General features: G+C 68.8%; 11 protein-coding genes and 1 CRISPR repeat array. Of the genes, 3 read left to right on the top strand and 8 right to left on the bottom strand.

The features are described from left to right. Positions 1-100: 100 nt before the first annotated feature. The 6 genes from ABZ717_RS03245 to ABZ717_RS03220 form a co-directional block, all read right to left on the bottom strand. Positions 101-2,092 (bottom strand): cation-translocating P-type ATPase, encoded by a 1,992-nt coding sequence (locus ABZ717_RS03245; RefSeq protein WP_358504793.1) that lies wholly within the window; start codon positions 2,090-2,092, stop codon positions 101-103. Next, a complete protein-coding gene (locus ABZ717_RS03240; RefSeq protein WP_358504790.1) occupies positions 2,085-2,465 on the bottom strand; it encodes a metalloregulator ArsR/SmtB family transcription factor in 381 nt (126 codons plus the stop codon). The genes ABZ717_RS03245 and ABZ717_RS03240 overlap by 8 nt, the downstream gene beginning before the upstream one ends. Positions 2,466-2,721: 256 nt before the next feature. Beyond that, the gene (locus ABZ717_RS03235) at positions 2,722-3,234 is read right to left on the bottom strand and encodes a GNAT family N-acetyltransferase (protein WP_358504787.1); all 513 of its coding nucleotides are present in this window, start codon (positions 3,232-3,234) and stop codon (positions 2,722-2,724) included. A gap of 24 nt (positions 3,235-3,258) precedes the next feature. Next, positions 3,259-4,026 (bottom strand): TSUP family transporter, encoded by a 768-nt coding sequence (locus ABZ717_RS03230; protein WP_358504784.1) that lies wholly within the window; start codon positions 4,024-4,026, stop codon positions 3,259-3,261. 337 nt (positions 4,027-4,363) lie between these two features. Beyond that, entirely contained in the window at positions 4,364-4,996 is a 633-nt protein-coding gene (locus ABZ717_RS03225; RefSeq protein WP_358504781.1) for an alpha/beta hydrolase, read from the bottom strand. After that, complete coding sequence (locus ABZ717_RS03220) at positions 4,993-5,943, bottom strand: ring-cleaving dioxygenase (RefSeq protein ID WP_358504778.1); 951 nt, start codon at positions 5,941-5,943, stop codon at positions 4,993-4,995. Before ABZ717_RS03220 ends, ABZ717_RS03225 begins: the two co-directional genes overlap by 4 nt. 645 nt (positions 5,944-6,588) lie before the next feature. On the opposite strand from ABZ717_RS03220, the gene ABZ717_RS03215 reads away from it, so the two are divergent. Continuing rightward, positions 6,589-7,044, top strand: a complete 456-nt coding sequence (locus ABZ717_RS03215) for a GNAT family N-acetyltransferase (protein WP_358504775.1) — start codon at positions 6,589-6,591, stop codon at positions 7,042-7,044. 170 nt (positions 7,045-7,214) lie between these two features. After that, complete coding sequence (locus tag ABZ717_RS03210; protein WP_358504771.1) at positions 7,215-7,691, top strand: GNAT family N-acetyltransferase; 477 nt, start codon at positions 7,215-7,217, stop codon at positions 7,689-7,691. Between the two features lie 142 nt (positions 7,692-7,833). Here the strand turns inward: ABZ717_RS03210 and ABZ717_RS03205 are convergent, their stop codons facing one another. Beyond that, positions 7,834-8,370 carry a CYTH domain-containing protein gene (locus ABZ717_RS03205; protein WP_358504768.1) on the bottom strand — a complete coding sequence of 179 codons (537 nt, stop codon included), beginning with the start codon at positions 8,368-8,370 and terminating at the stop codon, positions 7,834-7,836. A 141-nt stretch (positions 8,371-8,511) separates the two neighbouring features. Then, a CRISPR array of direct repeats spans positions 8,512-9,026; the repeat unit is 29 nt; unit sequence CGGTCCATCCCCGCGTGCGCGGGGCTCAC. Positions 9,027-9,184: 158 nt separating this feature from the next. Next, on the bottom strand, positions 9,185-10,468 hold the full coding sequence (locus tag ABZ717_RS03200) for a hypothetical protein (protein WP_358504765.1): 1,284 nt from the start codon (positions 10,466-10,468) through the stop codon (positions 9,185-9,187). A gap of 367 nt (positions 10,469-10,835) precedes the next feature. On the opposite strand from ABZ717_RS03200, the gene ABZ717_RS03195 reads away from it, so the two are divergent. Then, on the top strand, positions 10,836-11,861 hold the full coding sequence (locus ABZ717_RS03195; protein WP_358504762.1) for a methyltransferase: 1,026 nt from the start codon (positions 10,836-10,838) through the stop codon (positions 11,859-11,861). The last annotated feature ends 12 nt before the right edge of the window (positions 11,862-11,873 follow it).

Raw genomic sequence — 11,873 nt, 5'->3', positions numbered from 1 at the left:
GCGTTTTAAGCACGTCTTCTTGCCGTTCGCGCAAAAGGTCGGGTGGGCGTACTGCCCGACACGCATCCCCGCTGCTCAGGCCCGCGACCTCTCGTGCTCCTCATCGAAACGTCTGGCGGCTCGCCGTGGCTTCACGATCTCGCCGCGCCGCGCGCATGGGCGGCGTCGGGGCGAGGGCGGTGCCCAGGTGGCGGGTGCGTCCGGCGCGGATGCCGTTGCCGATGACCACGACCTCGGCCACCTCGTGCACGAGTACGACCGCGGCCAGGCCCAGGACACCGAACAGGGCCAGGGGCATCAGGGTGATGATGATGGCCAGCGACAGCCCCACGCTCTGCCACATGATCGCCCGGGAGCGGCGGGCGTGCGCCAGCGCCCGGGGCAGGTGGCGCAGGTCCTCTCCCATCAGTGCCACGTCCGCGGTCTCGATGGCCACGTCGGTACCCATCGCGCCCATGGCGATGCCCAGGTCGGCGGTGGCCAGGGCGGGGGCGTCGTTGACCCCGTCCCCCACCATCGCGACAGGTCCGTGTTCGCGGAGTCGGCCGATGAGACGGGACTTGTCCTCCGGGCGCAGGTCGGCGTGCACATCCCCGGGGTCGATGCCCGCCTGTGCCGCCAGGGCGGCGGCGGTGGCCGGGTTGTCGCCGGTGAGCATCGCCACCCGGTAGCCCGCGCCGCGCAGCGCGGAGACGACCTCCACCGCTTCGGGACGCAGTTCGTCGCGCACCGCGATGGCGCCCAGCAGGGTGCCGTCCTCCTCGATCAGGACGGCGGTGGCACCCGCGTTCTGCATCCGTTCCACGTCCTGGGCCACAGGGGCGGGGTCGATCCAGCCCGGGCGGCCCAGCCGCACGCGGCGGCCGTTCAGGACACCGGTGAGTCCGGCGCCGGTGACCGCTTCGACCTGCTCGGCCCGTTCGGGTGCGGGGGCGGCGGCCAGGATCGCGGCCGCGAGCGGGTGTTCGCTGCGCTCCTCCAGCGCGGCGGCCACCGCCAGCACCCGCTCGACGGTGTGTCCGGGAGCCGGGAGGGTCTCGATGACGGCGGGGCGGTTGCGGGTCAGGGTGCCGGTCTTGTCCAGCGCCACGGACCTGACGCGGCCCATGGCCTCCAGGGCGGCCCCGCCCTTGACCAGGACGCCGTGCTTGGAAGCGGCGCCGATCGCGGCGACGACGGTGACGGGAACGGAGATGGCCAACGCGCACGGGGAGGCGGCCACCAGCACGACCAGGGCGCGTTCGATCCAGGTCAGGGGATCACCGAACAGGGACCCCAGGGCGGCGATGAGCACGGCGGCGACCATCACCCCGGGCACCAGTGGCTTGGCGATCGTGTCGGCCAGGCGCTGTCCGGCGCCCTTGCGGGCCTGTTCGGCCTCCACGATGGACACGATGCGGGCCAGGGAGTTGTCGGCGGCGGTGGAGGTGACGGTGACCTCCACCGCGCGGGTGCCGTTGATGGACCCGGCGAACACCTCGTCCCCGGGGCCGGCCTCCACGGGAACCGACTCGCCGGTGATGGCGGAGGTGTCCAGGCTGGTGTGTCCGACGGCGATACGACCGTCGGTGGCCAGGCGTTCGCCGGGGCGTACCACCAGTGTGTCGCCCACGGCCAACTCGGCCGGGTCGACGGTGTGCTCCACGCCGTCGCGCAGTACGCGAGCCTGGTCGGGGACCAGGTCCAGCAGGGCGCGCAGGCTGCGCCGGGTGCGGGCCACGGAGTACTCCTCCAGCCCCTCGGCGATGGTGTAGAGCACGGCCAGCATCGCGGCCTCGCCCACCTCGCCCAACAGCACCGCGCCCACGGCGGCGATGGTCATCAGCGTGCCCACGCCGATCCTGCCCTGGGCCAGGAGACGCAGTGTGGAGGGCACGAACGTCCACCCCGCGACGGCCAGCGCGGCTGTCTTGAGCGCCGGCCCTACCAGGTCGGGGGTTGCGGCCCAGGTAGCGCCGTAGCCGGCCACCAGGAGCAGCGCGGCCACGGCGGCGAAGCGGATCTCACCTACCTGCCACAGCGTTTCCGGCTCGTGCTCCTCGGTTTCTTCTCCAGGGCGGGGTTGTGCGTCCCCGCAGCATGCGTCACTCACCGAGCATCTCCGCCGTGGTGCTGTCGGTCCCGTAGTTGGGGCACAGCGCGACCGCGTTGCCGGTCGCGGCCAGGAGCGTCTCGGCCGCCGCGAGCACGTCCAGCAGTTCGGGGCGGGCCAGGGAGTAGAACACCTGCCGCCCCTGGGGGCGACCCTGGACCAGGTGGCAGTCGCGCAGGCACGCCACATGCGCCGAGACCGTGGACTGGGCCAGTCCCAGCTGGGCCACCAGGTCGGCCACCCGCGCCTCGCCCTGGGCCAGGCGGCGCACGATGGCCAGCCGGGTGCCGTCGGAGAGGCTGTGGAAGAGGGCTTCGGCGGCGCCCACGCCCGCGGTCGTGGCGAGACATCCATCCGTGTCATTGATCGTCATTCGGCGATCATATCTGACTTGGACGATAATGAAGGTACGGGATCGGCCAGACCACCTCCCCACCACGACCCGCACCCGCTGATCGCCACCACCTGAACCGTCCTGAAGCGGAGACCTTTCGTGGCGCCGAACGCACTCGTCCCCCACCTGCTCGACCTCACCCCGGCTTTCGGGGTGCGCGCCCCGGGCGGGCGTGCGTAGGCGCCGATTTCTCGGGGGCGCCCGCACAGGGGGTGAGGGGCCGAGGAGGGGCCGGTCAAGCGGTGCGGGCCACCGGCTTCTCGTAGCGCATGACCGGGTGCCAGGCCAGGTGTTCGGCGAAGGACATCCGGCCTCGGGCCCGGTAGCCCAGACGCTCGTAGTAGGCGCACAATGCGGGGTTGGCGGCCACACAGTCCAACCGCACCAGAGCGCACCCGGCGCGGGCGGCCCTGGCCTCGACCCAGGCGAGCAACCCCTCCCCCAGTCGCCGACCGGCGGCCCGGTGGTCGACCATGAGTCCGTGGACGTAACGGGCCGGCTCAGGCCCGGGTTCGGGCCACACCTGCGGGTCGGACTCCAACACGCGCACGGCCGCCACCAGGAAGTCCTCCTCCAGCACCCACCACTGGCCGCGCTCGATCTGAGCCCTTACCTGTGCGGGAGCGACCTCCCCGGGGGCCCACTGGTCGATCCCGCCTCGTCGCAGTCGCCGGGCGTGGTCGTCTCGCAGGTGGGCGATCGGGGTGGAGTGCTCGGCTCGGGCGGGCACGGGCCTCATTGCGGTCATGGGTCTCCTGGTGAGGGGTGCGGGTCAGGCGAAGACGTCCCATCCCATGCGTACCAGCAGCGCCAGCACCACCACGAGCAGAACGATCCGGATGAACCCGGCACCGCGTTGTAGCGCCATGCGTGCGCCGACCTGCGCGCCGATGATGGTGCACACCGCCAGCCCCAGGCCCAGCGCCCAGTTGATGTGCCCGCCCAGGGCGAAGACCACCAGAGCGCCGGTGTTGGTGCACACGTTGACGATCTTGGCCGCGGCGGAGGCGTGCAGGAAGTCCATGCCCAGCACCGCGGTGAAGGCGATGATGAGGAATACGCCGGTGCCGGGGCCGATGAGTCCGTCGTAGAAGCTCACGCCCAGACCGGCCAGGGCCAGGACGGCCAGGATTCGGTTGCGGGTGCGCAGCGCCGGATCGGGGCTGGTGCCCATGGTCGGGCGGAAGACGACCAGCAGCGCCACTCCGGCCAGGACGACCATGATGACGGGTTTGAGGACGTCGGCGGTCAGCGCGGTGGCCAGGGCCGCGCCCAGCCCCGACCCGAGAAGGGCCAGGGCGGCGGTGGGCACGATGATCCGGCGGTCGAGTCGGACCCTGCGGGCATAGGCCACCGCGGCGGAGACGGTGCCGAAGACCGCGCCGAGCTTGTTGGTGCCCAGCAGGGTGGCCAGGGGTGTGGTGGGGGCGGCGACCATCAGGGCGGGCAGTAGGAGCAGGCCTCCTCCCCCGACCACGGCGTCGACCCATCCGGCGGCGACGGCGGCCAGCAACAGCAGGCCCAGGATCTCGGGTTCCATCAGCGGACCTGTGGCGCAAGAGAGGGGATCATGGGCTCTTCTCAGGGGCGGGGAAGGGGACGCGTGCCAATCTAGACGGCCTGACCGACCGCTTTGTCAGCGGACCTGGTTGATTGTCCCTTTCGATGGCCGATAGCACGGGAGTGCCCTCGGCACCCAAGGTGTCGGATGCCGACGGTTCGTTATGGGCCATGAAGGGGTGGTCGAGTCCTGTGAGTGAACAGAACGCTCACCTTGACGTTGTAGATTCATCAGAGGGTATGAAGAAGCGGTGACGTCCAGGTACAGGGAACGCCACCGCCGTTCGATGAGGGCCCGAGGGACGGGCCCTCAGGTCCTAGAAGGCCGCCTGCGCGAACCAATCCCGAGCCCGCGCGACCACCGACTGCGGCAACTGGTGTCCCCCGGGGTGCTCCTCGGCGCGCACGTTCGCGCCCCGCTCCCCCAGTTGGGCGGCCACCAGCCGCGCCTGATCGATCGTGGTGATCGGGTCGGTGACGCCGCTGCCCAGGAAAACCCGGGTCCCCGACAGGTCCACCGGATCGGGTTCGCGCCCCTGCAACGGAGCACCGCCGGCGAACAGCGCCGCCCCCGCCACCAGCCCCGGGTGCAGCAACAGCAGCCCCGCGCCGGTGTTGGCGCCGTTGGAGAAACCGCTCACCACGATCCGCTTCGGGTCCAGGTCGTAGGTGAGGGTGGCGGCCTTGACGAACTCGGCCAGCTCGGCGGTGCGCTCGATCAGGTCCTCGACGTCGAAGACACCCTCGCGCAGGCGACGGAACCAACGGTTCATGCCGTTCTCGCTGACCTTGCCGCGCGGTGAGAGCAGCGCGGCGCCCGGGGCCAGGGCACGGCCCAGCGGCAACAGGTCGTGCTCGTCGGCACCGGTGCCGTGCAGCAGCAACAGTGTGGGCTCGTCCGGAGCGGTGGCCGGCTCGAAGACGTGGACGAAGTCCTCGGTGGTGGTCACCGGGGCACCTCCAGGTGGGGCAGGTTCGCGGCGATCTGGTCCTGGCGGGGCTGCAGCCACGGCGGCAGCTTCAACGAACGGCCCAGTTCCAGCAGGGGTTCGTCGTAGTCGAAGCCGGGGCCGTCGGTGGCGATCTCCAACAGCACCCCGCCCGGTTCGCGGAAGTAGATCGAGGTGAAGTAGCTGCGGTCGCGGATCTCGGTGACCCCCACCCCGTCATCGGCCAGGCGCTGACGCCAGGCGTCCTGGACGGGGGTGTCGGGGGCTCGGTAGGCGACGTGGTGGACGGTGCCGGCGGCGACCAGGCCGCGCTCGGCCTTGGGATCGGCCAACACGTCGACGATGGTGCCCACTCCGTCACCGGAGTCGTTGGTGTGGAAGCGCATCCGGCCGCCGCTCTCGCTGTGCAGCCGAAAACCCAGCTGATCGCCGAGCATCCGTGCGGTGCCGTCGGCGTCCTGTTCGGTCAGGGTGACGGCGCGGATGCCGCGAATGGCGTGGTCGGTGGGGACCGCTCCCCCGTCCCAGGGGTCGGTGTCGTGGTGGTCGGCGCTCGCGGCCAGTTCGATGAGCAGGCCGTCGGGGTCGCGCAGGCTCAGCACGTCCTCGTCGGTGCGCTCGGTGGGACTGGTGAAGGGGATGTCGAGCGCGGAGAGGTGGTCGGCCCACCAGCCCAGGGAACCTTCGGGGACGGAGAAGGTCGTGGTGGTGGCCTGCCCCGCGCCGATCCTGCCCTTGGGCGCGTCCGGCCAGGGGAAGAAGGTCATGATGGTGCCGGGGTTACCGGCGCGGTCGCCGTAGTACAGGTGGTAGGTCTCGGGGGAGTCGAAGTTGACGGTGCGCTTGACCAGGCGCATGCCCAGGACGTTGAGGTAGAAGTCGGCGTTGGCCTGGGGGTCGCTCGCGATGGCGGTCACGTGGTGGATGCCTGCGGGGCGCACGTCCATGAACCTTCATCCTCTCCTGAGTCGGTCGATCACTCGCTCCAACAAGTTGAATCTTAAACTAATTCCGGACCGATGTCTGCCCCCTCGACACTGCGATTCGCCCCGTTTTGCCAGAGAACGACCGACCCGACCTGCGGACAGGACCGACCCAGGACCGCCGATACGTCGGCCGAACCTCCGATTCCGGCTTATCGGCCGCGTGAGAGCACAAGAGATTCGGACGTGCATCCGCGAACCATCGACCTTTCCACGTCTCGGTGCCATCTGGATGCCGAGACATGCGAAGGTTCGGGCGTCGCCCGGGTCGGAGCCGGCGGAAGAGGTACTACCGGCCAGGTCCGGCACATGGACAGGCCACTCCCCCGCCGCGGAAGGAAAAGGAACCGGCATTCGGCCTGCGACAAATCGTCGACATCGATGTGCCCGCCCAGGCGTTCGGCGAGAACAACCAGACGACCAGGGGTTGGGCGGGCCGAATGGTGCGTCTGTTCGAGCTCGCCCGTGCGTTCGACCAAGCCAGGGAGCGGATGACCTGATCCATCTCCGATTCGCTCGCCCGGGACCCCACCTCACCCCTTCGGGTGGGGTTTTCCGAATCGGTTGCGCCTACTTGGCACACACGGCCGGTGGCGGGAGCATGGGGGTATGGACATGGTGGTGCGTGACGCCGTCCCGGACGATGGGCCCGGGATCGCCACGCTGATCACCAAGGAGGCTCCGCACTTCGACCTGCAGGGTTACCCCGAGAACCTGTGGCCGGACTACCTGGTCGTGCTGGTCGCGGAGCGAGGCGGTCACATCGTCGGCTGGTTGGAGGGAATCCTCGACGGAGAGTACGAGGGTCCAGGGGCTCCGGCCCCTCCCCCGCACGGGTACATCTTGGCGATCGTCGTCGACGAGGAACAGCGCCACCACGGGATCGGCGGAGATCTCATCGAGAAGTTCATGGAAGAGGCCCTCGCGGCGAAGGTCGAGTGGGTCTTCCTCATCCCCGAAGGGGGCGAGGGCTACGAGGACCGCGTCCGTTTCTTCATCCACGCCGGATTCACCCCCACGGAAGTGCTGGACGAGAAACGCCTGATCATGGCCCGCTGGACCTGAGGCGGCAGCACCCACTACAGACACCCCTACAACGCATGGCCTCCGGCGACTTGGAGAACCTGCCCGGTGATCCAACGGGCCTGTTGCGACATGGTGGTGGCGTTCCAAGGATTCGTGCGGGAATAGCTGAGAGGGCTCTCGTGCCGGCGCATCTGCGCCAGGATGAAGCCATGAACGACATCGCTATTCGCTCGGTTCGGTCTAACGAATTAGCTGCTGTCGCCGGGCTGCGATGGCGGTGGATGCAGGAGCTCTACGGAACTCCCAACACCACGCTGGAGGAGTTCGTTCCCCGATTCGTGGCGTGGGCCCGGGAGAGCGAGTCCTCCCATCGGTGCATGGTGCTGGTCCGCGGAGATGCGGTCATCGGGATGGCCTGGCTGGCGATCACACAGCGTGTGCCGCTTCCGCGTGCGTTCGAGCGGATGTCCGGTGATGTGCAGTGCGTGTACGTCGCGCCGGACGAGCGCGACCGTGGCCTGGGCGGTGAGCTGATCGAGACAGTCTTGGCGTGGGCGAGTGAACTGGGACTTGAGCGGGTGACGGTGCACTCCAGCGACAGGGCGGTTTCGGCGTACTCCCGTCATGGGTTCGCGGTTTCTCCGCGGCTGCTCCAGATCAAGGTTGAACAAGGCCAGATGGGATGAGACCCCCGCAAGCTGATGTCCGAGGCACGATGCTGACCACGCTGCCCCATTCACGGAGGGGAGGGCCTGGTCAAGATGTTGCGCAGGCGCCGTTCAACGCCTGCGCGCTGGGTCGCGCCCGGTCTGCCAACGGGCCGGCTCTTCAGGTGAGATCCGGGCGTACGAGGATGTCGTAGGTGTCATTGGTGCGCTCCATCTCGACCCCGAGCCGGCGGGCCCACTCGTCCAGTTCCGATTGGGCTTGAAGGCCGTCCCGGTCATCATCGACCACCAGTTCCAGCTCCAGGAACGTGCCGGCGCCCTCGACGATGTCGACGCACACCCCCATCGCTCCCGAACGGCCTGTGCGACGTTCTTTGACGATGCGGACCGTGGGCTCGTACCCCAGCGCCAACAGGGCGCCGTGCATCTGTTCATGATCAGCCACCGCGGTTTCGTGCTCGGTGCACTCCATGGCGTTGGCCAGTGGGGTCTTGGTGGTCAGCAGGTGGGTGTTGTCCTGGGTTCGCAGACGGGCGAAGGTGAATCCGATCTTGCCTTGGTCGGGGGTCCACCCGGCCAGGGCGTAGGCCTGATCATCCTGAAAGACCGGGTCGCCCATGGCCACCTCGGCGGACTTCAACGCTGCCAGCACGGCCTCTGTATCGACCACCTTGTACTTGGTCTCGATCTCCCGCACCACAAAGCCCCTCACGTCTGGCTGCTCTTGGTCTCGTGGAGCGTACCGGCGTGCGCCTCGCAACATGCCAGGTTCGCCGACCTTGAGAGCGAACCTGGGCACACGAAACTCGCACCTGGTCTCGACCCCTGGCATGCGGATCGGCCCATCCCCGCGTGCACGGGGCTCACGAGGCTGGGCTCGCTTCCACCGACGCCGACATCGGTTCATCCCCGCGTGCGCGGGGCTCACCAGCAGACCGAGATCTACGAGTACAACACCGTCGGTCCATCCCCGCGTGCGCGGGGCTCACAGGATGACCCCCCGACACCCCCCACCCTCTCGGTCCATCCCCGCGTGCGCGGGGCTCACGGCCGGGCACACCCGGACATCACTGATCTGACCGGTCCATCCCCGCGTGCGCGGGGCTCACCAACGCCCTGCACCACTACCGCAACCTCACCGCGGTCCATCCCCGCGTGCGCGGGGCTCACCCAACCGAGGCGCCCACACCGGATCTCGGTGGAGGTCCATCCCCGCGTGCGCGGGGCTCACCAGCAGACCGAGATCTACGAGTACAACACCGTCGGTCCATCCCCGCGTGCGCGGGGCTCACGTGTGTTCCTACCCGCACCGAGGACAAGGTGCCGGTCCATCCCCGCGTGCGCGGGGCTCACAGTTAATGACCTGCAACGACGCGGAGCGTTACTTCCGCGTTATCAGTCATACGAAGGCCTGAGCATTCCGAGCATACGGAGGTCTACGCCCCTCGCCAAGGTGAGGCCTCGGGAGCATCATCCAGGCCCGTTACGGCCGGACGTGCGCGGGGTCGGGGTCATGTGGCGGTCTCCCATATCCGGCTGGGATGGCAACGTGGGCAGGGGCCGAGGTCCTCATGGGCCTCGGTCTGTGGGTTGAAGCGAATGACGTGTCGGCGCTGTTCGTGACAGGAGCGGTCCCCACAATGTTCGGGCGGTGCGGGTGCGGTATCCGGTAGGGCATCGTCGAGCACACCCATCAGGGCGCCGGCCGGTTCGTCCAAAACGGCGAAGGGTTCAGTGCCAGGAAGATCCTCACACCTGTGGCAGCGGGTGCGCAGTCCGGTGGCGTCGGTGGCCAGAGCGATACCGGGGTGGACCGTGCACGTGGGCGGTGCGCCCGCCCGGGTGAAGGGATCTCTGTCGGCCATCGGGTCCGGTTCTCGGCGCGGGTGAGGGACCTTGGGCGTTGAAGGACCGGGCAGGCCGCCAGGGGTGCGGTTGCGGGCGACCCAGATCGGCAGCGCCTCAACGAGGTGGGCCGGGCGGCAACGGGTGGACAGGACCGCGTACAGCGACATCGTGGTGTCGTGGTCCGACCGCAGCCACTCCAGGAGTTCGGTGGGGCCCACGCGGTCATCGGCCAGCTCCTCGACGGCCCGGAGCGCGGCGGGCAGATGTTCCAGGACCAGGCGGCGATGTTGCCAGGGTTGGAGCCCCAGGCCGGTCTCCTCGGCGATCTGGGGGATGACGGTGCGTTCCAGTAGACCGCCCCGGTCGGGGGCGGGACGTTCGGCGTCGGGGACGCCCCACTGGTCGCCGTCGGCGTCGGTGGTGGGGAGCTCGCTCGCGCGCGCCCGCGCGTCCTCCTCCCCCTCCCCTTGTTCTTGTGTCTTGGTCTTCTTGTGGTTGGTCTTCTTAGGGGTGCGATTTTCCTCTGGTGGGTCATCCAACTCTGGAAAATCGCACTTAGGCTCTGACCTGCTGTTTCGCAGCAGGACGAGGGCCTTTCCCTCCAGGGAGCGGGCGAGCTCGGCGACTCGTTCCGGCAGGGACTCGGGATCGTCGGTGATCACCCAGTAGGCACCACCGAGGCACCCCAATTCGTCGCGGACCCGGTAACGGCGCAGGTAGCCGGCGGCTTCGAGTTCCTTGAGTCCGGAGCGGATCGCGGCCGTACCACCCGGGGAGTTGGCGATGAGCTGCCCCAAGCCGATGCCCCACCCTTCACGGTGCGAGGCGATGAAGATGAGGAGACCACGGGCCTTGTAGGACAGGCGTTTGTCACGGACCGCGGCGTTGAGCACCCTGGTGAATCGATCGCCACCGAAGCTGCCTCGGACGATGGTCGCGTAGCTCACGGCGTCACCTCCGGAAAGAGGTGGAACGTGAGGGTGACACGCGAAGCGACCCCCCGGCTTCGGGCGCGGGACGCTGTAGGCTTAGGATGCACTCCCAGCCGCCTTCCTGGTTGTCTCAGGTTGGTGGTCAGAGCCCGTTCGGTGTTGGTAGCACCGGGCGGGCTCGCTTTTTTTCGAGTTGTGGGGGTCAGCCTAGCCTGAGCGAACCCGTGTTCGGGGACAGAAGAAGAACCTGATCACGATCGCTTCGGCCGACCCCGAAACCAGGTGCGGGGCCGGGACCCCTCTCTCACGAAAGACCTCACGCCACACCCTTCGAACTGGCATCGTCACCTTCCGTGACAATGGAACCACCGAAGGGAATCTTGTGGAGCGCCCGGACACCACCCTGCCCGCACGAACCGACCGGCCCCTGGCCAGGATCGTCTCCTCCGCGATGTTGATGCACGCCGTGGCCGCACTGATCGAGCTCGGTGCCGTCGAGGAATTGGCCTGCTCCCCGCGCCCCCTCGAAGAAGTGGCGCGGGAGCTCGGTGTCCCCGAGGAACGCCTGCTGGTCCTCGTGCGCGCGGCACTCGCGGCCGGGCTGGTCGAGGAACCCCACCCGGGAGTGTTCACCTTGAGTCCGGCGGGCGATCATCTGCGTATCGACGATCCCCAAGGGCTGCGGGACCTGTTCCGCATGTGCACGCACAGCGACTTCTTCCAGGCCTGGACTCGTCTGGGCCACTCGGTGAGTTCGGGCCGCTCGGCCTTCGCCATCCACACCGGTCAGGAGCTGTTCGCCTACCTGAGTGAGCGGGAGGCGGCCGCCGCAGTGTTCAACCGGGCCATGAACTCCTCCGCCCTGGCCGCGCCGTTGCTGCGCGAGATCGATCTGTCGGAAACCAAAACGGTGGTGGATCTGGGCGGTGGTGAGGGCGCCACGATCGCGGCCGTGCTGCGCGCGTGCCCGTCTGCGCGGGGAATCCTCTTCGACCTTCCGCACGTGGTGGAGGGCGCTCCTCCACTTCTCCGTGAGGCGGGGGTCGAGGATCGGTGCTCGGTCATGGGTGGCGACTTCTTCGAGGGGGTGCCCCGGGGCGCGGACGTGTATCTCGCGGCGCGGGTGATGCAGAACTGGGCCGATCCCGACGCCGCACTGATCCTGGGCAACGTTCGGGAGGCGATGGGGTCGGCCTCGCGCTTGTTGATCGTGGGTCACCTCCCAGAGCGGGAGCGACCGAGCGAGTTCCTGGAGGCCATGAGTCTGAGCATGTTCGTGCTCTATGGGGCTCCGTTGCGCACCCGTGAACAGTACGAGGCGCTCTTCGCCTCGGTGGGCTTGTCCCTGCACGAGGTGCGTCGGGTTCCGGACGGTGAGTCGATCATGGACGTGCGTCCGGTGTCGTGACCGAGCCGGGGC

Source organism: Nocardiopsis sp. NPDC006832 (genome assembly GCF_040635885.1).
Classification (GTDB): Bacteria; Actinomycetota; Actinomycetes; order Streptosporangiales; family Streptosporangiaceae; genus Nocardiopsis.
Note: the sequence above shows the minus strand (reverse complement) of the source record. Positions and strands in the feature narration are given on the sequence as shown.